The 19,539-nt window shown below is 31.1% G+C and carries 22 protein-coding genes; 11 read left to right on the top strand and 11 right to left on the bottom strand.

Features of this window, described 5'->3' with window-relative positions; genetic code table 11:
• Nucleotides 1–19: 19 nt before the first annotated feature.
• From AMN99_RS02005 to purE, 6 genes are all read right to left on the bottom strand, one after another.
• Nucleotides 20–460, bottom strand: coding sequence for a hypothetical protein (locus AMN99_RS02005; RefSeq protein ID WP_075506168.1), 441 nt, complete (start codon nucleotides 458–460; stop codon nucleotides 20–22).
• Nucleotides 461–463: 3 nt separating this feature from the next.
• Nucleotides 464–1,210, bottom strand: a complete 747-nt coding sequence (locus AMN99_RS02000; RefSeq protein WP_075506167.1) for an aspartate/glutamate racemase family protein — start codon at nucleotides 1,208–1,210, stop codon at nucleotides 464–466.
• Between the two features lie 137 nt (nucleotides 1,211–1,347).
• Entirely contained in the window at nucleotides 1,348–1,554 is a 207-nt protein-coding gene (locus tag AMN99_RS01995; RefSeq protein WP_075506166.1) for a cold-shock protein, read from the bottom strand.
• A gap of 123 nt (nucleotides 1,555–1,677) precedes the next feature.
• Entirely contained in the window at nucleotides 1,678–2,145 is a 468-nt protein-coding gene (locus AMN99_RS01990; RefSeq protein WP_075506165.1) for a GNAT family N-acetyltransferase, read from the bottom strand.
• 1 nt (nucleotide 2,146) lies between these two features.
• Nucleotides 2,147–3,193 (bottom strand): 5-(carboxyamino)imidazole ribonucleotide synthase, encoded by a 1,047-nt coding sequence (locus AMN99_RS01985; RefSeq protein WP_075506164.1) that lies wholly within the window; start codon nucleotides 3,191–3,193, stop codon nucleotides 2,147–2,149.
• Nucleotide 3,194: 1 nt separating this feature from the next.
• Nucleotides 3,195–3,686 (bottom strand): 5-(carboxyamino)imidazole ribonucleotide mutase, encoded by a 492-nt coding sequence (purE, locus tag AMN99_RS01980; RefSeq protein WP_075506163.1) that lies wholly within the window; start codon nucleotides 3,684–3,686, stop codon nucleotides 3,195–3,197.
• A 91-nt stretch (nucleotides 3,687–3,777) separates the two neighbouring features.
• Here purE and AMN99_RS01975 point away from each other — a divergent pair, with 91 nt between their 5' ends.
• From AMN99_RS01975 to AMN99_RS05750, 4 genes are read left to right on the top strand one after another with little or no spacing between them, the layout of a single operon-like run.
• A complete protein-coding gene (locus AMN99_RS01975) occupies nucleotides 3,778–4,743 on the top strand; it encodes a membrane dipeptidase (RefSeq protein ID WP_075506162.1) in 966 nt (321 codons plus the stop codon).
• Between the two features lie 3 nt (nucleotides 4,744–4,746).
• A complete protein-coding gene (locus tag AMN99_RS01970; protein WP_075506161.1) occupies nucleotides 4,747–6,408 on the top strand; it encodes a hypothetical protein in 1,662 nt (553 codons plus the stop codon).
• A 1-nt stretch (nucleotide 6,409) separates the two neighbouring features.
• Entirely contained in the window at nucleotides 6,410–7,021 is a 612-nt protein-coding gene (locus AMN99_RS01965; RefSeq protein WP_075506160.1) for a DUF3726 domain-containing protein, read from the top strand.
• Nucleotides 7,014–7,181: a hypothetical protein gene (locus AMN99_RS05750; protein WP_179850428.1), complete on the top strand. Its 168-nt coding sequence runs from the start codon at nucleotides 7,014–7,016 to the stop codon at nucleotides 7,179–7,181. Before AMN99_RS01965 ends, AMN99_RS05750 begins: the two co-directional genes overlap by 8 nt.
• Here AMN99_RS05750 and AMN99_RS01960 read toward each other — a convergent pair.
• The 5 genes from AMN99_RS01960 to AMN99_RS01940 form a co-directional block, all read right to left on the bottom strand.
• Complete coding sequence (locus tag AMN99_RS01960; protein WP_075506159.1) at nucleotides 7,178–7,723, bottom strand: hypothetical protein; 546 nt, start codon at nucleotides 7,721–7,723, stop codon at nucleotides 7,178–7,180. The two genes, AMN99_RS05750 and AMN99_RS01960, sit on opposite strands and share 4 nt — an antisense overlap.
• A 151-nt stretch (nucleotides 7,724–7,874) precedes the next feature.
• Nucleotides 7,875–9,233 carry an aminomethyltransferase family protein gene (locus tag AMN99_RS01955; RefSeq protein ID WP_075506158.1) on the bottom strand — a complete coding sequence of 453 codons (1,359 nt, stop codon included), beginning with the start codon at nucleotides 9,231–9,233 and terminating at the stop codon, nucleotides 7,875–7,877.
• Nucleotides 9,226–9,954, bottom strand: coding sequence for a methylenetetrahydrofolate reductase (locus AMN99_RS01950; RefSeq protein ID WP_075506157.1), 729 nt, complete (start codon nucleotides 9,952–9,954; stop codon nucleotides 9,226–9,228). The genes AMN99_RS01955 and AMN99_RS01950 overlap by 8 nt, the downstream gene beginning before the upstream one ends.
• Before the next feature lie 57 nt (nucleotides 9,955–10,011).
• A complete protein-coding gene (locus AMN99_RS01945) occupies nucleotides 10,012–10,899 on the bottom strand; it encodes an ABC transporter permease (protein WP_075506156.1) in 888 nt (295 codons plus the stop codon).
• A 57-nt stretch (nucleotides 10,900–10,956) separates the two neighbouring features.
• Nucleotides 10,957–11,967: a glycine betaine ABC transporter substrate-binding protein gene (locus AMN99_RS01940; protein ID WP_075506155.1), complete on the bottom strand. Its 1,011-nt coding sequence runs from the start codon at nucleotides 11,965–11,967 to the stop codon at nucleotides 10,957–10,959.
• 273 nt (nucleotides 11,968–12,240) lie between these two features.
• Between AMN99_RS01940 and AMN99_RS01935 the strand changes: the two genes are divergently transcribed.
• From AMN99_RS01935 to AMN99_RS01905, 7 genes are read left to right on the top strand one after another with little or no spacing between them, the layout of a single operon-like run.
• The gene (locus AMN99_RS01935; protein ID WP_075506154.1) at nucleotides 12,241–13,428 is read left to right on the top strand and encodes an aromatic ring-hydroxylating oxygenase subunit alpha; all 1,188 of its coding nucleotides are present in this window, start codon (nucleotides 12,241–12,243) and stop codon (nucleotides 13,426–13,428) included.
• Between the two features lie 11 nt (nucleotides 13,429–13,439).
• Nucleotides 13,440–14,480, top strand: coding sequence for a homocysteine S-methyltransferase family protein (locus AMN99_RS01930; RefSeq protein ID WP_075506153.1), 1,041 nt, complete (start codon nucleotides 13,440–13,442; stop codon nucleotides 14,478–14,480).
• Entirely contained in the window at nucleotides 14,480–16,885 is a 2,406-nt protein-coding gene (locus tag AMN99_RS01925; protein ID WP_075506152.1) for a GcvT family protein, read from the top strand. Before AMN99_RS01930 ends, AMN99_RS01925 begins: the two co-directional genes overlap by 1 nt.
• The gene (locus AMN99_RS01920) at nucleotides 16,885–17,520 is read left to right on the top strand and encodes a class I SAM-dependent DNA methyltransferase (protein WP_075506151.1); all 636 of its coding nucleotides are present in this window, start codon (nucleotides 16,885–16,887) and stop codon (nucleotides 17,518–17,520) included. Before AMN99_RS01925 ends, AMN99_RS01920 begins: the two co-directional genes overlap by 1 nt.
• Nucleotides 17,517–18,752 (top strand): M24 family metallopeptidase, encoded by a 1,236-nt coding sequence (locus AMN99_RS01915; RefSeq protein ID WP_075506150.1) that lies wholly within the window; start codon nucleotides 17,517–17,519, stop codon nucleotides 18,750–18,752. The genes AMN99_RS01920 and AMN99_RS01915 overlap by 4 nt, the downstream gene beginning before the upstream one ends.
• Nucleotides 18,752–19,162 carry a P-loop nucleotide/nucleoside kinase family protein gene (locus tag AMN99_RS01910; protein WP_075506149.1) on the top strand — a complete coding sequence of 137 codons (411 nt, stop codon included), beginning with the start codon at nucleotides 18,752–18,754 and terminating at the stop codon, nucleotides 19,160–19,162. The genes AMN99_RS01915 and AMN99_RS01910 overlap by 1 nt, the downstream gene beginning before the upstream one ends.
• A complete protein-coding gene (locus tag AMN99_RS01905) occupies nucleotides 19,159–19,533 on the top strand; it encodes a cytidyltransferase (RefSeq protein WP_075506148.1) in 375 nt (124 codons plus the stop codon). The genes AMN99_RS01910 and AMN99_RS01905 overlap by 4 nt, the downstream gene beginning before the upstream one ends.
• Nucleotides 19,534–19,539: the final 6 nt, after the last annotated feature.

Below are 19,539 nucleotides of genomic sequence, written 5' to 3'. Positions count from 1 at the left end.
GTAATTATTAATTTAAAATTTAATCAATTAAATTTAATTTAATCAAATTTTTTTGCTTAGTTTCTTTGCACCACATTTCGTAACTTTCACAAACTCTCCAAAGATGATTAAAGGCTCTTTGAGATAATTCCAAAGGGAAGTGGGTTTTTGTGTAGTATAATTTAGGTATTTTAAGCAAAAATTTAACCATAGAATCTTTTTGAATATCTAAAAGTCTTAATGTTTCTTCATTAATTTTCTTACCAGTAATTTTATCAATAAAATCATTATCTTTTAATTCCGATATCCAATTTTCATGAAATTCTCCTGAGCTAATAAAATCATAATCTTTTGTTGTCATGAAAATCTCAAATGCTTGGATGTTATTAACTTCAGGATTTTGGTTTTTTATCTCAATTATTTTAGAATATATTAGTTCAGCAACTCTTAAAACATAGGGCTTATCAATTTTAGATGTCACTGTTTATCTTTTGTGTTTCTGCATTGCAGAGTGGGCAAGAATTAAATTTGGATCTAAAAATATCTTTGAAGATTTAATATTCTTGAATGATTTAAAAGCAAATATTGCAATTGGCAACTCAGTACAACCTAAAATTATTTTTTTACATTTCATTTTTAGCAAATATTTTATAGCTGGTTTGATAGCTTTTTCGGCAGCTCTAACATTGCCCATTTTTACAAACTTGATTGCTTTATTTACTGAATTTTTTTGAAGATTTTCAGATGGATTAACCAATTGATAGCTCTGATCAAAAAATTTATTATACACCCCAGTTTTTAAAGTACCTTCAGTGGCCAATAAACCAACTTTTGAATTTTTTTTACAGTTCTTTTTTGTAAATTTAAAAACTTCTTTTGGCATATTTATAATTGGAATATTGATTTTTTTTTGTAGATCATCAAACCAATAATGTGCAGTGTTACATGGGATAACAATAAATTTGCATTTATTCTTTTCTAATAACTTACATCCTTCAAGAAGACTTTTTAATACTTTATTATATTTAGTTTTATTAGATTTGTTTGTATTTAGATTTGATAAGTTTTTTGTTTGAGTTCCTATAGATTCTGGTCTTCCAGGAATATTTGATTTGTTATACAAAACAAATAAAGGATACTCTTGATCAATTTTACCTCTATTTAGTACCGCTAGCTTATTGCAAAAATCAAGACCAGCTTGAGTACCCATTCCACCTAAAATTCCGATCATAAATTTTTTATTATTTTAAATACAACTTATATAATTAAATTTTTTGACTAAAAGTTGTTTTTTATAAGGTTTGGTACTGGCTGAATAAAATTATTTACTAAAAAATAAAATTTTTTCAGCCAATAGGAAGTGTGAAATTATGCAGTTTTTAAGTTAACTGCTGAAGGACCTTTAGGACCATCTTCAACATCGAAAGTCAAAGCTTGACCCTCATCTAAACCGTTCATACCAGCATCTCTTACTGCTGAAACATGTACAAACACATCTTTTTCTTTGTCTTCTCTTTCAATAAAACCAAAACCTTTGGTTGGATTGAACCATTTTACTTTACCTGTTAGACTCATATTATTTCTTCTTACTTTTTGTTATATTAATTATTACTTAAAATTTATAATTAAGTAATTTTGGCTTTCTTTAGATTTTAATGGGTTTTGTCAACAAAATAGAGAAATTATTCGATCTTATTGTCAATCTGTAGCAATCAATTTAGTCAAATAAACGGAATTAACATCTTCTTTATAATGAGCAAAAGGTCCACAAGGCTCAAAACCACAAGATTTAAAGAGTTTTCTAGCAGGAATAAAAAAATTTCCAGCACCTGTTTCAATACTTAATCTTTTAATATCTAATTTTTTTGCCTCACTTATTAGATGATTAATAACAATAACACCGTGTCCTTTTTTTCTAAAATTGTCATGAATTCTAATTGATTTAAATTCTCCATGACCCTCATCTAAAAATTTTAATGCACCACATCCCATTAATTGATCATTGTTATATAAACTCCAGAATTTAATCGATGGAACTTTAAGACCAGGGATGTCTAAAACATGAGCACTTCCCTCTGGTGAGGCAGCTCTAAGCTCAACAAAATGCTTAGTTAAAAGTTTGTGAACTTCTGGATCATCAAAATTTCCTTCAATTGATTTTAACATATTATTCCAGAATAGTGATATGACCCATTTTTCTTTTATCTTTAATTTCTTTTTTTAAATAATCAAAAAAGAATTCATTATCTTTAAGTTTTGGAGAATTTCTATAGTGAGATATTTGATCTCCTAGTAAATTTATCATTTTTGCATTTGATAATTTTTTTAAAGGTATCTGTTCAAGTCCACAAACAGCTCTGATGTGATTTTCAAATTGACTTACATTAAAAGCATTAATTGTTAAATGTCCAGAATTGTGAACCCTTGGAGCAATTTCATTTACATAAAGATTATCATTTCTATCTATAAAAAATTCTACACATAGAGTGCCAACATATTTAAGTTCTTCAGCAATAAGTATTGCCCAATCTTTAGATTGATTAAATATTTTTTCATTTATATCTGCAGGGATCTTAGAGTGTTTTAAGATCTGATCTTCATGGGTATTTTCTATAGGTTCATAGATTTCATATTTATTATTACTAAACCTAGTTATAATAATTGATATCTCTTTTTTAAGTTTGACTAATTTTTCTAAAATATATCCTCTTGATAAATCTAATTTAAGATTTTTTAATTCTTCTGATGATGAGACAGGGTGTTGCCCTTTACCGTCATAACCTAATGTTGTAGTTTTAATTATACCAGGTAAAAAATCTTCAAGGACATCAATATCAGATTGATTTTCAACTGAGACGTATCTAGTTGTTCTTATATTTAATTTATTTACAAAATCTTTTTCTGCTAACCTATGTTGAATTAATCTATTTACCGAAGGTTTTGGTAAAACTGGTTTTAATTTGTTGATATCATTTAATGTTTCATATGGAATGTTTTCGAATTCATAAGTTACGATATCAACTTTGTTTACAAATTCATTTATTTTTTCTTTATCATCATATTTTGCACCAATAAATTCGTCACAAAAATTTTGAGCTGGTGCTTCCAAATCATCACAAAAAATTATTATCTTTATCTTTAATTTTTTTGCAGCAATTGCAAGCATACTTCCTAATTGGCCGCCACCAATAATCCCAAGAGTAATATTAGACATTTTATTTTGGAGCTCGTTTAACAGATTTAGTTTGGTTTGATCTCCAACTTTTTAACTTTTTCTTGATCAAAGAATTATTAATAGCTATTATTTCAGCTGCAAGTAATGCAGCATTAATAGCGCCATCTTCTCCAATTGCTAAAGTACCGACAGGAATCCCTTTTGGCATTTGAGCAATCGAAAGCAAACTATCTAAACCTTTTAATTTTTTACTTTCAATCGGTACACCCAAAACTGGAATTTGAGTTAATGCAGAAATCATTCCCGGCAAATGTGCTGATCCACCAGCTCCAGCAATAATTACACCAATATTATTTTTTTCTGTCTTTAATGCAAAATCGTACATTCTCTTTGGGGTACGATGAGCAGAAACAATTTTAGTTTCAAACGAGACACCTAATTGTTTAAGAGTTTTTTCTGCTAATTGCATAGTTTTGTAGTCTGATTGACTACCCATAACTATTGAAACTTTTTTGTTAGTATTTTTTTTCATGAAAATGGCTCTCTTGTTTATTTCAAAATTAATCAAAAATTTCAATAAAATTAATAGTATTTCAATTTAGATTGATTAATCTTATTTCATTATGAATTTTAAAATCGATAATTTGCAATATTGCAATTGGTCTAGAAAAATTTTTGAAATAAACAGAGCTGCAGGTTTAGATGCAGTTCATGTAACAATAGTTTATCATGAAGATTATGATGAACTACTAATAGAATTAAATAAGTGGGAAAAAATTTTTGAAGCAAATTCTGATCTTATATTTCTGGGAAAAGATTTTAAAGATATTGAAAAAGCAAAACTTGAAAACAAAACTGCAATATTTTTTGGTTTTCAAAATTGTTCACCAATTGAGGATGACATAGGTTTGGTTGAAAAAGTTCATGAACTTGGATGCAGATTTATGCAACTAACTTACAACAATCAATCTCTTCTTGCTACCGGTTGCTATGAAAAAATTGATAGCGGAGTAACTAATTTTGGAAGAGAAGCAATAAAAGAAATGAATAGAGTAGGAATCGTTGTTGATATGTCTCATTCTGCAGAAAAAAGTACAATGGATGCAATTGAAATAAGTGAAAAACCAATTGCGATTACACATGCAAACCCTTCTTTTTGGCATGCTGCAAAAAGAAACAAGTCTTCAGATTTGCTTAAGATGCTCAGTGATAGTGGAGGAATGTTAGGTTTATCTTTATATCCACATCACTTGAAAGAAAATACTAATTGTACTCTTGATAGTTTTTGTGAAATGGTGGCAAAGACTGCAGAAATTATGGGAGCAAGTAAAATTGGTATAGGGTCAGATCTTTGTCTTGATCAACCTGACAGCGTAGTTGAGTGGATGAGAAATGGTACTTGGACCAAAACTAAAAATTATGGAGAAGGATCAAAAAATAAACCAGGCTTTCCAAAACAACCAGATTGGTTTGAGGACACAAGAGGATTTTCAAATATAGAAAAAGGTCTCAAAAAGATTGGATTTTCAGATAATGAGACACATGGAATACTAGGAAATAATTGGTACAATTTTTATAAATCAATTTAAGTTATGCAAGTAGAACTAAGAGATCCAAATATTATTATGAAATTATCTCGTTTGGGATCTTTTCATCAATCTAAACTATCTTTTTTAAGAAGTTTTTTGAATGAATTTAAAGACTGGGAATATAAACAAGATTTGTTTAATTTAGATGAAAATGGTTATGGTGAGGCAGTTTATTCATTTAAAAAGGACAAAAGAGTTTATTCATTAGTTTGTTTTGCAAATCATATAGAAGATGAAGAAAGATCAGACAGGGTTATAGCTACTAAGTGGGATGCAGCTTTTACACTTCACGATGGTGTACCAGGCAAAAAAGATATTGAAAGATTAAAAAATGAAGTTCCCAAACAAGAAGTTGGAAGACTTTCTTATAAAGAACTTACATTATCAAGAGCAAATAAATCTGTAAGACTATTTAATCATGTAACAGAGAGTTTAAGTCAAGGATTTCAACCAGATTTGAATTTATTATCAAAAGTTGGTTATTTATACAGAACTACTGCTGTTTATGGATCTGGTAAATTTGGTTTAGCAGATAGGTTTAGAATAAAAAATCGTGAGGAAATTAACGGACCATTTAGATTAGAAATGATGCTAGTTTATCTTGTAAGACAGTTCACTTTTGACCAAGTAAATCATGTTGCTTATCATAAAAACCCAAAAAAAGCAGTCAAACTAGACAAGCAAATCTCTAAAAATCTAGGTATTGGAAATTCTACCGGATTAGGAATGGCACCTTTTATTGTTAATCATCCAACACTTTTAAATAACTGGATCTTAAGTAGAGAAATAGCTTTAAAAAAAATTAGAGAAATTAAAGATGTAAATAAAAATGATAGTGAACTTTTTATTGATTGTGTAAAAAAATCACTAACAAATATTACAAGCTGGAGCACTGATAGTGAATATCAAAAAAATAAAATTAATAATCTACTGAAAGATGTTCAAAAATTTTTGAAATTTATTGAGAATGATTTTGATTTTACAAGGGAATATCCTTTCAATAGCATTTATGAGTGGCTTGAGCAAGAAACATGTGAAGAATGTATTGAGTATGTTGTATCCATTATGATGGAACCATATAGTGAAATAACTGAGCCTTTAGTAAAAGAAATGAGCTCTGATGAAGAAAAATATTTTAACATACCAGCTCATCGAACTGTTGAAGATTTAAGAAATATAATTGAGAAAAAATATCCAAATATTTTAGAAATTAATTTTGAAAAAAAAGAAAATAATCAAAATTTTTGGTTTATCTCCAAAAATAAAGAAGAGCCAAGATTAGCTGATAGATTTGAAGAACATGGTTCAGAATTAGAACAACCTTTAGCCATAGCTAGAGATATAAAAAAACTTTACGAAATATTATTGGTTTCTAAAAATAGTCAAACCGTATCTGACTTTTTAATAAAAAACTCTGATTTAAGACATGTTATTAGAAGGGTTTTTATAGTTGAAAAATTTCCTTATTCAGAAATTCAAGATAATACAATTGGTAAAAACATAATGCCTATTGATATGTTGAGATTGAAGCTATCTTTCTTTGGGGCGTTAAAATTTGACCCAAGATCTGACAAGTGGTTAAGAATTTGTATGTTTCAAGGAGCACCATTACCTCATGAATTAAAAAATTATGATGAGCAGTGGGTTTATAAAACTAGCATTTAACATGAAATCATTAAGTGAAATCGAAACTACTGTTAAAAGAGCAACTAAAGCTAGCGGATATTCATGGGGAGTTGCTGAAGAAACAGCAAAGTGCGTAAGACTGTTAGAGTCCTTTGGTCTTCCTGGTATTAAGCATATAAATAAATATTTTTCTCAAAGGAAAGAAAATAGTTTTCAAAATTTAAATTTAATATTAGAAAAAAATCAACCTCCAGCAAAACCTTATTGTCCAATTATTCTTGGAGTTAGTTTTTTAGACCAATCAAAATCTTTGGAATTATTAAAAAAAATTGAGCTAAATAATGTTGCTTATCCTTCAATATTTTTAGCTTTTGTAAGTAGAGCATCAGAAATTATTGGCAAAAAAATTCAAATAAATTTTGATAAAAAAGAAATTATTTTAAATTTGAATTTAAATATTTATTCTAATATTGCTAATAACGAATTTCCCTCTGTTGCAAATCATTTAGAGATTAGTTTTCTAGAAAATATTGATAGCTTTTCGGAGGAAGAGTGGAAGAATTTGTACAAATTATCTGAAGATACTTTTGTTGAAGAGTCTGAGAGTTTAAAACAAGGTGGTGCAGGTGCAGGCTTAACAGATAATGACTGATAATTTTGATGAAATTAAGGATCAAGATAACATTGAAGATTTAAATAATATTTGTGATGAGTGTAAAGAAGAGGATGAGAGTGTATCTCAAAATTTAATTTTAACTGGCTTTAAAATTTGTAAATCGTGTAGAGTTTCAAAGACTATTTTTCCAATCTAGCTAATCTGATTAGTTGGAAGCATGTTCATTCTACTCATTACGAATGTAATTGATAGAAAAGCTATTATCAAAAAAGATAATAAGACTATACCAAAAGATTTAAAATTAGATTTTAAATTTAAAATTTCTTTTGTTGAAATGATTAAACCTGCGAAAATCCAAAATTGAGTAAGAAAAATTATAGGTATCATTAAATCTGGAGTTACTGCAAAAAATCTTAGTAAGCCAGGAGCATGAGCAAAACCAACTGCAGTTAAAACTTTTTTAAATGATACTTTGGTTTGTTTATCTGGAAAAAGTTTAACACCTATCACAAAAATAAAGATCGCCCATATTAGCCAAGTAACTATTGCTGTTAGACCAGACATTCCTATTGCTGTTTTAATGACAGTGTTAGCTGCTACTGCGCCAGCAACTCCATCTAAAATCATTATCAATCCCGCAAAATATATGGAAGCTTCACCAAAATTTCTGTTATCAGAATAAAGTGTTTTATCTAATTTTATTGATTTGAAAATTATATTTAAAAATTCACCAAACATTAATTTTTATCTCTTTTATTTTTTTGAGCTTTATATGAAACAATTAATGGAAATACTATTAAAGCAATCGCAATAATAATGCAAACTGCTATTAAAAACCCTTTTGTCATTGAAATTTGGGGGAGTTTAAATCACTCCCCCTAAATTAGATTTAGCCTGCTACAACTTCTCTAGTATTTGCGTTGAAAGACTCTTTAAATGGAATATCCACTACTACAGCATCAACAGGTGTTCCTGGTGTGTCTGAATATTCTGCAGGTAGATGAACTTTGTATTTAGTTCCTACTTTTCCTTTTGGAAAACCATTTGCATTTAATGTTCCATCAAAAGGAACATATCCCATTGCAATGTTTGTTTTCTTCTCAGGATGCCACCATGGTGATGTTAAAAATCCTACTGGATCTCCACCACTTTCAGGAGAAACTAACCAAAAGTCAGGCGCATAATTATCAATAGGTTTGCCACCCAATTCCATACCAACTAGTTGAAGTTTGTATGGTTTTTTACCTGCTTTTAACTCCTCTTTCATCTTTTCTAGTGCAGCCTTACCAACATAATCAGCGGTTTTGTTCCATTCTCCTTTTCCAGACAAAGAAACTTGATAACCTAAATTACATTGAAACGGATTGTGTTGTTGATCCATGTCTTGTCCCCATGAAAGAATTCCTGCTTGAATTCTTCTATGGTGAGCAGGAGCAATAACCATTAAGCTGTGTTTTTTTCCAGCATCAAGCACAGCATTCCACATGTCCTCAGCATATAAAGTAGAGTTTCTTAGATAAATTTCATAACCAGCCTCTCCTGAGAAACCAGATTGTGAAATTACAACATCTCTTCCACCAATTTTAGCTTCAGCTAATCCGTAGAAAGGCATGTTGTCAAAATCCACTTGATCTCCACATAAATCTTTCATCAATGCTTTTGATTTAGGACCTTGAATTTGGACTGGACTCACATCAATTTCTTCAATTGTACAATTAAATCTTCCATCTGCATTTACACCTTGAAGATACATTCCAATATCAGAGTCTGATAATGAAAACCAAAATTCATCTTCAGATATTCTTAAAAGAATTGGATCATTTAAAACTCCACCATAAGCATTACATAAAATTACATATCTTGCTCTCATTGGTGAAATTTTAGTTGCATCTCTTGTGATCACATAGTCAGTAAATTTTTCTGCATCTGGACCCTTAACTCTTATTTGTCTTTCAACAGCAACGTTCCACATTGTTACATGGTTTACGATCGCATCGTATTCAACCATAGCTCCACCATCTTCAGGTTTCACGTAACCTCTTGGGTGATAAATACGATTGTATACAGTTGCTCTCCAACAACCTGCCTGCATTGATAAATGCCAATAAGGTGATTTTCTTACCCTTGTTGAAATTAACATTTCAACTTTTGTTGGCCCACTTTGTCTTAAGTTGTATGGTACTTCTCTGTCTGACTGATCAACAGAAGTAACATGTTTTAATTTAGTATAGTCAAATTCATTAGACATAACTATTCTCCCTCAACCACTTGTTAGTTTCCTTCAAGCCGCCGAATGTATAAATGTGGAAGTTATCAGTGTGCGATTTAACTTTCCCAATTAAATCATTAGGGTCTTTAGGTTTCAATAAATCTAACGCCTTACTAAAATTAGATTTAAGAAAGTTTAAGGAATTTTTTGCCCCAACGATATTAGCAAATTTAATTAAGCTAGATATTTTTAAGGGCCCAGTGATTCCGACATGCACTGGTACGCTTTGTTTAGAAATAAAATCAATGATAGGCTGAGGATCTAATAACCACTGTGTTACTATATAATCAGCGTAAGGCTTTTTATCTATCATTGCTTTTTCTAAATCTGTATCGGATATATCTGGACTCCCTTCAGGATGTCCAGCTATTCCTATTTTCATTTTTTCAAAATAACCTGTTTCTAAAAGTTGAAATGAACTATCAAATTTTCCTAGAGGTTCTCTTCCTCCTCCAATAATTAGAGCCTGCTTAACCCCTCCATCTTTACATCTTGTAACGTAATCTTTTAGTTGACTATCATCATGCATAGATCTTGCTGGAAAATGTGGAACTGGATTGAAACCTTTTTTTACGAGTTCCACTGCTTTGTCTGCTGTTTCTTTATAATCTCCTCCTGGAAGCATAGTGATATAGACATCACCTAATGGAGGCAAAGTTTCAAGATCTGTTTTTGGACCAATCTCTAAAGAAAAATTCATATTTCGGATCTTTATTGATTTTGAAATATGAGTCTAGAAAATTCGTTTGCGCTAAAGTTACTTCTTAAGCTGACCTCTGTGCTTTTGAATTCTTTGTCCGTACTGCTGAGTGACCCTGTCGAATATAATTGCTAAAGCTACAATTGCTAAACCATTCATCATTCCTAATGCTAAATATTGGTTAGAAATAGCTTGTAAAATAGGCACTCCAAGGCCTTTTACACCTATCATAGATGCAATCACAACCATTGCTAAAGCCATCATTATCGTTTGGTTAATCCCAGCAAAAATTGTTGGAAGTGACAATGGAATTTGAACTGATTTAAGTTTTTGCATTGGAGTTGCTCCAAAAGCCTCACTTGCTTCAAGGGTTTCTTTATCTACTTCTCTAATCCCCAGATTGGTTAGCCTTACAATTGGAGGTAAGGCATAAATACAAACTGCTAAAAGCCCTGGAACTTTTCCTATACCGAGTAGCATAATAATTGGAATTAAATAAACAAAACTTGGAATAGTTTGCATCATGTCCAAGACCGGTAAAATTGCTTTTTCAGCCCTTTGCGATTTTGACATAATTACACCTATTGGAATACCAACTGCAATACATACTAAAGTAGCTACAGAAATTATTGCTACAGTAGCCATACAATTTTTCCACATCCCAAAATAACCAATAACTAAAAAACAAACCAAAGTACCAATTGTTAATTTGATACTTCTTGAACCTATCCAAGCCAGTATTGCAAAAACACCTATAACTATAGGCCACGGACTATTGATTAATAATTTTTCTAACCAAATTAAAAAATATAAAAGAGGATCAAAAAAACTTTCTATACCTTCTCCATATGCCCTTGAAAAGTCTTTGAAACCAAAATCAATTCCTTTTTTAAGCTCTCTTAGAGCTGTTCTATCCATTACAGGAATTTTAGTAAAGAAATCCATAAAGTATTTTTAAACTAATCGAACCCGTTTTACAACGGGTTCGATAATAACATTAATTTAAAGTGCTTTTTTTATTTTTGCAGCAGCATCACTTGAAACCCATTTAGTCCAAACATCTTCTTGTGTTTTTAGGAATTCAATTGCAGCATCTGCACCCTCAGCTTGGTTTTCTCCCATCCATACTAACATCGAGTTCATAACTGGACCTGGGTATGTTCTTTTTTCTAAATAGCTCATACCATCTGCACCAGCAGTTTTCTTGTAGTTGTCAGTAGCGATTGTAAATACTTCAGATTTTACCCATGAAGATTTTTTAGGAGTACCACATTCTTGTTCAGGTTTTACAAGACAATTGTCCCAATTATCTTTTCCACCCCATTCTCCCATATCAACTGACTGAAGATTATATTTTCCTACTAAAGAAGTTGGTGACCAGTAATAACCAAACCAGTTTTCTCCTCTTTCAGCAGCTTTAGCAATTGATCCATCAAGTCCTGCAGCAGAACCAGTTTCAACAATTGCCCAACCTTTTTCTTCCATACCCCAAGCTTTAAAGTGTTGCTTGTTTATTAATTCACAAGCCCAACCTGGAGGACAAATGTGGAAGCCACCTTTTGAAGGATCCTCAGGGTGAGGAAACAGATCAGGTCTTTCTAAAATTGCAGCAGCAGTTGTTAGCTCAGGATGCTTTTCTAGAGTAGCAGGTAGTACCCACCAACCTTCACCTAAACCAGTGATTGGAGCTTTGTTGATTGAATGCATTTTGCCTTCATCAACAGCTTTATTTAAAGCAACGATTGCAGCATTAGCCCAAAACTCTGGAGCTACATCTGGCTCACCTTTTTCTTGCATAGATGTAAAAGTCGGCATAGTTGCACCTGGCACTAATTCAACAGTACATCCGTAACCTTCCTCTAATATAATTTTATCAACCTCAGCCATAAAGTTTGCTGAAGCCCAGTTCATATTAGCGACAGTTATGTTTCCACAAGCAGCATTAGCCACACTTCCAAAAGAAGTAAGACCAAAAATAACAGCTAGGGAAAGAATTATTCTTTTGATTTTCATTATATCTCCCAATAATTGATTCATTTAAAATTTAAATTGAACATATTGAGAGAAATATTGCAAATTAAATTCAATTATAAGTTGAAGTCAAATTGTCTTTAAATATGAAATAAATTTAGTTATGGTTTTATTATGAAATTTGCAGCAAATTTTTTTTTCAAAGAGTTTGTTTATATTTTAAATTGTAAAACAGTTTTTCAGCAAATCATTATTAGAGAGTCGTAATTTTTAAACCCTAAATTAATTTTTTAATTAATTAATTAAAGGAGGTTTATGAATTTAAATAAAAAATTATCAGACATTTTAGATCCTAAAAAAATAGAAGTTGTTAAAAATCCTATAGAGAAAGCTCATGGATTACCTAATGAGTGTTATTTAAATGATGATTACTTAGAATTTGAAAAAGAAAAAGTATTTAAAAATAATTGGACAATGATTGGAGTTGCAAGCTCTGTTCCAAATCCTGGTGATGCAAAGCCTTTTAATCTTTTAGGGATACCAATATTAATAGTTAGAAATAAAGAGAACGAAGTAAAAGTTTTTCATAATGTTTGTAGTCACAGAGGTTTCAAATTAGTTGATCAAGAATGTAAATTAAAAAATGTAATTAGATGTCCTTATCATTCTTGGTCTTATGATTTTAATGGTAAATTATCTGTTACTCCTCATATAGGAGGACTAGGGAAACATGATGTAGAAGGGTTTGATAAAAATAATAGTAACTTAAAAGAGATTAAATCAAAAGTTTGGATGGATTTAATATTTATAAATATTAATTCAAATGCAAAACCCTTTGAAGAATTTATTAAACCTTTAGAAGATAGATGGTCCAAGTTTATTTCTAAAAAAGATCAACAATTAATAAGACATTCGGCTGATAACGGATATTTTAATATGATAGTAAATAGTAATTGGAAATTTGCTATTGAGAACTATTGTGAAAGTTATCATTTGCCATGGATACATCCGGAATTAAATAGAGTTTCAAATATTGCAGATCATTATCATATTGAAGATGAAAATTTTAATTTCTCTGGACAAGGAAGTAATAAATATTCACAACAGTTTGATGGAAATATAAAATTTAAATGTTTTCCAAACTGGCCTACAGAACTTTCTGAAAAATCAGAATATGTATCATTATACCCAAATGTAATGTTGGGAATTCATATAGATCATTTTTATGCATTTTGGTTAGAACCAATTTCAAACAATCAGACAAAAGAACATTTTGAATTATATTATATTGGAGACGAAAGCGCATCGAGCGATGAGTTTAAAATGATAAGAGAAAAAAATTTTGCATTTTGGCAAGAAGTTATGAACGAAGATGTGACTGCAGTAGAAGGAATGCAAAAAGGGCGAAGTTCCCCAGCTTATAATGGTGGAAATTTTTCGCCTGTTATGGACACCCCTACTTTGATGTTTCACAAATGGGTTGCAACAAATTTAACAAAATGAAAGGATAAATTATGAAAAAAGATTTAATTACAAGGTTAAATGAGGGTCCTATCATGTGTGCAGAAGGATATCTTTTTGCGATGGAAAGAAGAGGTTATCTTTCAGCAGGTCCATTTGTTCCTGAAGTTGTGTTAGAGCATCCTGAAGTAGTAACTCAATTACATAGAGAATTTATCAGAGCTGGTTCAGATGTTGTCCAAGCGTTCACTTATTATGGACATAGAGAAAAGCTGAGAATAATTGGTAAAGAACATTTGCTAGAGCCAATGCAAAAAAATGCTCTTAAAATTGCAAAAGATGCTGCAACTGAATTTAAAGATTTAGATTTGATGGTTTGTGGAGATGTTGCAAACACAAACGTGTTTGATCCAGGTGATGCAAATACTCATAAGCAGTGTCAACAGATGTACGAGGAGCAAGTTGATTGGGCAAAAGAGGCTGGAGTTGATTTTGTTATTGCTGAAACAATTAGTTGGACTGATGAAATGAAAATTGCTTTGAAAGCAATTAAGGACGCTGGACTAATTGCAGTTTGTAATTTTGCAATTCCTAGAGGTGACAAAACTAGAGAAGGACATAGTGCTGAAGATGCATGTAAGATGATGGAAGATCTAGGTGCCGATGTAGTTGGTCTAAACTGTTATAGAGGACCAGAGATGACGATGAAACTTTTAAAAAAAGTTCGAGACAAAGTTTCTTGTCATGTGTCAGGGCTTCCAGTTCCATACAGAACTACTGAGGAAGAACCTGGTTTTTTAAATATTACTGATCATGGTTGTGATTGTATTCCTGGTGGGAATGCATTTCCAGTAGCTTTAGATAATTTATTTTGCAACAGATTTGAAATGGCAGAATTTGCAAAAGAGTGTGTTGAAAATAAAATAAATTTTATTGGTATATGCTGTGGTGCCGAAGCTCATCATGTTAGAGAAATGTCAGTTGCAATTGGTAAAAAACCAATTTCAATGAAATACATGCCAGATATGAGTAAACATTTTCATCATGGTACTGATAAATCTTTAAAAAAAGTAAATAAGGAAATTAAATATTAATGGAAAAGCATGCCAAAGTTGTAATCATAGGTGGTGGTGTAGTTGGATGTTCTATACTTTATCATTTATCTAAATTTGGATTAAAGGATTGTATTTTACTTGAAAGAAATGAACTAACGTCAGGTTCTTCATGGCATGCTGCTGGAAATGTTCATGTAATTTCTTCTGACCCAAATATTTCTCGAATGATGGCTTACACAATAGGTTTATATAAGGAGATTGAAAAAGAATCTGGTCATTCAACAGGATTTAAACCTAGTGGAGGTTTTTATTTAGCCTCAAATGAAGTATGGGCTGATTATTTAAAGAGAGAAAGATCAAAAGCAAGATATATGGGGCTTGATCAAGAGTTTATTTCTTTAGAAGAAGTAAAAAAGAAACATCCTTTAATTGATCCGTCTAGATATTTGTTAGCATTATGGGATCCTATTGATGGTGAAGTTGATCCATCAGGAGTTACTTATGCTTTTGCAAAAGCCGCAAAAGTTCATGGCGGAAAATATTACACTCACACTGTCGTAAAAGACACAAAACAAAAAGAGGATGGAACTTGGGATGTCTTTACCGAAAAAGGAAACATTAATGCTGAAATAGTAATTAATGCAGGTGGTTTATGGGCAAGAGAAGTTGGTCAATTAGCAGGATTAAATCTTCCAGTTCAGCCAATGGAACACCACTATTTAATCACTGAACCTATTCCAGAAATTGAGGCAATGGGCGACCAAAGACTGCCTATTGGAACAGATTTTGAAGGAAATATTTATTTTAGACAAGAAGGAAAAGGAATGTTGCTTGGAACTTATGAACCAAAATCAACTCCTTGGAAAGTAGAGGGAACTCCAATGAATTTTGGACATGAATTATTGGAGCCAAAATTAGATAATATTGAGGATCGATTAGCAATTGGGTTTGAGAGAATGCCAGCATTAGAGCGGGCAGGAATAAAAAATATAGTTAATGGACCTTTTACATTTGGTCCAGATGGCAGTCCTTTAATTGGTCCTGTTCCAGGAATGAAAAATTATTGGGTTGCAGTTGGTGTGATGGCTGGGTTTTGCCAAGGGGGTGGTGTTGGAAAATGTATTGCTGAATGGATTATTGATGGTGAACCTTCTATAGATGTTTGGGCAATGGATGTTGCAAGATTTGGAGATTATGCATCTCCTCAATATGGAACAATAAAATCTTCAGAAAATTATGAAAGAAGATTTATTATGACATTTCCTAATGAAACTTTACCAAAAGGAAGAAAACAAAAAACAACAGCACTTTATGATCGTTTTGTTAATCAAGGAGCTGTAATGGGGGATAGTTTTGGATTAGAAAATGTTTTGTGGTTTGCAAATAATAAAGAAGATGCTCATGAAGAACCAACAATAAAAAGATCTAGATCGCATGATTATGTTTCAAAGGAAGTTATCAATGTAAGAGAGAATGTTGGCTTAATAGAAGTTGCAAATTTTTCGAAACATGTATTCAAAGGCCCAGATGCTAGGAAATTTTTAGATCATATAATGGCTGGAAGACTTCCTAAACCTGGAAGAATATCTTTATCACCAATGTTATCTTATAGAGGGAAATTGTGTGGAGATTTAACAGTTGCCTGTTTGGATGAAAATGAATTCATGGTATTTGGTTCTGGTGCTGCTCAAGAAATGCATAGACGTTGGTTTGAGAGTCATTTAGATAAATTTAATTTAAGTTATTCTAATAGATCTGATGAGTTTCATGGATTATCAATTGCAGGACCTAACTCAAGGAAAGTTTTAGAAAAAATTGTAAGAGATGATGTTTCAAATGAAAAATTTAAATTTAGAGACTCGAGAAGAATGTTTGTTGGTGGAGTTCCTGCATTAGTAAATAGAATTTCATTTACAGGTGAACTTGGTTACGAAATTTATGTAGCACCTCATTATCAATTAAAATTATATGAAGAATTAATGGAAGCTGGCAAAGAATTTAATATTAAACCCTTTGGTGGAAGAGCATTAATGTCGATGAGATTAGAGAAAAACTGGGGAGCTTGGACATTAGATTATAGACCAGATTTTACAGCAAAAGAGACAGGCTTAGATGCTTTTATTAATTGGGATAAAGAATTTATTGGTAAAGAGAGCGCCCAAAAAGAAAACTCCTCACATAAACTTACACCTTTAATTGTTGAAACCAACGATATTGATGTAACAAATAACGAGGCTGTTATGAATGGAGATCAAAGTATCGGTTATGTTACTTCAGGTGGTTTTGCTCATTTTGTTAATAAAAGTGTTGCTTTTACTTTTATTGATAAAAATAAGATTGAAACTGATAATAAAATTCAAGTAGAGATAAATGGAGATTTATTTAATTGCTCAATAATTAAAGAACCACTTTATGATCCAAGTGGTCAAAAAATGAGAAGCTAATGTCTGATCAGGATAAAGACGTATCTAAAAATTTAAACATTTACAAATTAGACAAAACAGAAGATGTGATGAATTATTACGCAGATTGGGCTGAAAATAACAAATATAATAAAGACATGATTGATTGGAACTATACAGGTCCAAAAGAAACAGCTGCAGCTTTTAATAAACATCAGCAAAATAAAGATGCATTAATACTCGATGCGGGTTGTGGTACAGGGTTAGTTGCTCAAGAATTAGAGAAATTTGGATTCAATAATTTTCATGGAATAGACTTATCTCAAGATCTTTTAAATTCAGTTCCAAAAAACCTTTACAAAAAATTAAGTAAATTAGACTTAAACAAAGAAATTCCTGAAGCAGATAATACTTATGATAGCGTGTTATGCGTTGGAACTTTCACATTTGGTCATGTCAAAAATAATGCTTTAGATGAATTTTTAAGAATTACCAAATCAGGCGGCTATATTGGTTTCACTATAAATGAGGGTATTTTTAAGAAATATAGTTTTGATACTAAAATAGATCAATTTAAACAGAACAAATTGTGGGAAGAAAAAGATTTCTTTAAATCAGATTACATTGCTAGTAAAAATGTAAATGCATGGTTAGGTATTTATAAAGTTACAAAATGAGATTTAAGAGAAAAATAGTTCCAGAATTTAAACCTAAACAGAATTTTATTATCAAAAAAAGATTAAGAGAAGACGAGATAGATTTTGATAAGCTAAGATCTTATCGTTTAGATAGAGTTAAAAAAGAATTAGAAAAAAATAATTTAGAAGCGTGTATTTTATTCGATCCAGTAAATGTTCGATATGCATTAGATAGTGTAAACATGAGTGTTTATAATATGCATAACTTAACAAGGTATTGCTTTATTCCAGTTAATGGTCCTACAATACTTTATGAGTATTTCAATTGTGAGAAATTATCAGAGCATTTAAATCTTATTGATGAATTAAGACCTGTGATTACTTGGGATTATTTTAGTAACGGTGATCAATCAGAGCAACAATTAAAAAAATGGGTTAATGAAGTTAAAGATTTATCAAATTCATATTTTAAATCTAAAAAAATTGCCATTGATGTTTTAAATGGTCCCGCGGTTTCAGCATTAAATAAAGAGAATATCGAAGTAGTTGATGCTAAATTAATTTTAGAACAAGCAAGAGTAATAAAATCAAATGATGAAATTAAATGTATGAGATCGGCGATTGATGTTGCTGAAATGGGTATTGTTAAGATGAAGGAAAAATTAAAACCAGGAATGACTGAGAATGAATTATGGTCGATACTTCATCAAACGAATATAGAAAATTATGGTGAGTGGATTGAATGTAGATTGTTAGCTTCAGGAGAAAGAACCAATCCATGGATGCAAGAATGCAGTAATAAAATTATCCAAGATAAAGAAATTGTTTCTTTTGATACTGATATGGTTGGTCCTTACGGTTATTGTGCAGATATATCTCGCGCATTTGTTGTTGGAAACAAATTTAATGATGATCAAAAAAAACTATATTCAATGGCGGTTGAGCAGATTGATTATAATTCAAATTTGATTAAACCAGGTTTATCATTCAGGGAATTTTCTGAAAAATCTTGGAATTTACCTTATGAATATTATGGAAATAGATATTCTTGTATGGTTCATGGAATTGGACTCTGTGATGAATGGCCTTTTATAAGATACCCAACAGACGGTGGTCAAAAAGAAGGTTGTTTTGAGAAAAATATGACTATTACAGTTGAAAGTTACATTGGAAAAGTAGGTGGTAAAGAAGGTGTTAAGCTTGAACAACAATACTTAATTTCTGAAAACGGACTTGAATTAATGTCCCATCATCCGTTAGAAGATATTTAATGAAAATTATTTTGGTTATGGGTTTACCTGGTGCAGGTAAAACAACTTTAGCAGATGAAATGGCACCACATTTAAACGCTAAAAGATTAAATGCTGATGAAGTTAGAAAAGCAGCTGATGATTGGGATTTTTCAGAGGAAGGTAGAGTAAGACAAGCTAAAAGAATGGCTGAATTTGCTTTAAAATTAAAAGCCGAGGGTCATTATGTAATTGCAGACTTTGTTGCTCCAACGCCGGAGGCAAGAAGCTTGTTTCCAGCAGATTTTAGAATTTGGGTAGATACAATAAAGAAAGGTAGATTTGAAGATACCAATCAAATGTTTGTTAATCCAAAGAACTTTGACTATCATGTAACAACTCAGGATGCTAAGAAATGGGCACCGCTAATAATTGAGGAGATTAAAAAATGACATATCAATGGGATAATAAAAAACCGACAGCGCAAATGTTGGGAAGATGGCAACCCTTTCATGATGGGCACTATAAACTGTTTAAAGAGATAATTAAGAAAACTGGACAAGTTTGTATTCAAATTAGAGATGTACAAGGTGTTGATGATAATCCTTTTGATTTTGAAACAGTAAAGAAAAATATTGAAGAAAGATTAAATCCTGAGTTTGAAGGTCAATTTAAAATTATGTTGGTTCCTAATATTACAAATATTTGTTACGGGAGAGGTGTCGGCTATAAAATTGAGGAAATAGTTTTAGATGAAGAAACTCAAAAAATCTCAGCAACTAAAATTAGAGCCCAAATGAGAGAAGAGGGTAAATTAAAATAATCCCTG

It is taken from the genome of Candidatus Pelagibacter communis (assembly GCF_001180225.1).
Classification (GTDB): domain Bacteria; phylum Pseudomonadota; class Alphaproteobacteria; order Pelagibacterales; family Pelagibacteraceae; genus Pelagibacter; species Pelagibacter ubique_D.
This window is presented reverse-complemented; position numbering and strand designations above follow the sequence as displayed.

What these genes read in the sequence shown, in the direction of transcription:
- AMN99_RS01920 (WP_075506151.1), top strand. Translation starts at nt 16,885, where the DNA reads ATGTCTGATCAGGATAAAGACGTATCTAAAAATTTAAACATTTACAAA.
- AMN99_RS01955 (WP_075506158.1), bottom strand. Translation starts at nt 9,233, where the DNA reads ATGTCTAATGAATTTGACTATACTAAATTAAAACATGTTACTTCTGTT.
- AMN99_RS01935 (WP_075506154.1), top strand. Translation starts at nt 12,241, where the DNA reads ATGAATTTAAATAAAAAATTATCAGACATTTTAGATCCTAAAAAAATA.
- AMN99_RS01975 (WP_075506162.1), top strand. Translation starts at nt 3,778, where the DNA reads ATGAATTTTAAAATCGATAATTTGCAATATTGCAATTGGTCTAGAAAA.
- AMN99_RS05750 (WP_179850428.1), top strand. Translation starts at nt 7,014, where the DNA reads ATGACTGATAATTTTGATGAAATTAAGGATCAAGATAACATTGAAGAT.
- AMN99_RS01990 (WP_075506165.1), bottom strand. Translation starts at nt 2,145, where the DNA reads ATGTTAAAATCAATTGAAGGAAATTTTGATGATCCAGAAGTTCACAAA.
- AMN99_RS01925 (WP_075506152.1), top strand. Translation starts at nt 14,480, where the DNA reads ATGGAAAAGCATGCCAAAGTTGTAATCATAGGTGGTGGTGTAGTTGGA.
- purE (WP_075506163.1), bottom strand. Translation starts at nt 3,686, where the DNA reads ATGAAAAAAAATACTAACAAAAAAGTTTCAATAGTTATGGGTAGTCAA.
- AMN99_RS01950 (WP_075506157.1), bottom strand. Translation starts at nt 9,954, where the DNA reads ATGAATTTTTCTTTAGAGATTGGTCCAAAAACAGATCTTGAAACTTTG.
- AMN99_RS01960 (WP_075506159.1), bottom strand. Translation starts at nt 7,723, where the DNA reads ATGTTTGGTGAATTTTTAAATATAATTTTCAAATCAATAAAATTAGAT.
- AMN99_RS01910 (WP_075506149.1), top strand. Translation starts at nt 18,752, where the DNA reads ATGAAAATTATTTTGGTTATGGGTTTACCTGGTGCAGGTAAAACAACT.
- AMN99_RS01915 (WP_075506150.1), top strand. Translation starts at nt 17,517, where the DNA reads ATGAGATTTAAGAGAAAAATAGTTCCAGAATTTAAACCTAAACAGAAT.
- AMN99_RS01940 (WP_075506155.1), bottom strand. Translation starts at nt 11,967, where the DNA reads ATGAAAATCAAAAGAATAATTCTTTCCCTAGCTGTTATTTTTGGTCTT.
- AMN99_RS01930 (WP_075506153.1), top strand. Translation starts at nt 13,440, where the DNA reads ATGAAAAAAGATTTAATTACAAGGTTAAATGAGGGTCCTATCATGTGT.
- AMN99_RS01905 (WP_075506148.1), top strand. Translation starts at nt 19,159, where the DNA reads ATGACATATCAATGGGATAATAAAAAACCGACAGCGCAAATGTTGGGA.
- AMN99_RS01945 (WP_075506156.1), bottom strand. Translation starts at nt 10,899, where the DNA reads ATGGATTTCTTTACTAAAATTCCTGTAATGGATAGAACAGCTCTAAGA.
- AMN99_RS02000 (WP_075506167.1), bottom strand. Translation starts at nt 1,210, where the DNA reads ATGATCGGAATTTTAGGTGGAATGGGTACTCAAGCTGGTCTTGATTTT.
- AMN99_RS01970 (WP_075506161.1), top strand. Translation starts at nt 4,747, where the DNA reads ATGCAAGTAGAACTAAGAGATCCAAATATTATTATGAAATTATCTCGT.
- AMN99_RS01985 (WP_075506164.1), bottom strand. Translation starts at nt 3,193, where the DNA reads ATGTCTAATATTACTCTTGGGATTATTGGTGGCGGCCAATTAGGAAGT.
- AMN99_RS01995 (WP_075506166.1), bottom strand. Translation starts at nt 1,554, where the DNA reads ATGAGTCTAACAGGTAAAGTAAAATGGTTCAATCCAACCAAAGGTTTT.
- AMN99_RS01965 (WP_075506160.1), top strand. Translation starts at nt 6,410, where the DNA reads ATGAAATCATTAAGTGAAATCGAAACTACTGTTAAAAGAGCAACTAAA.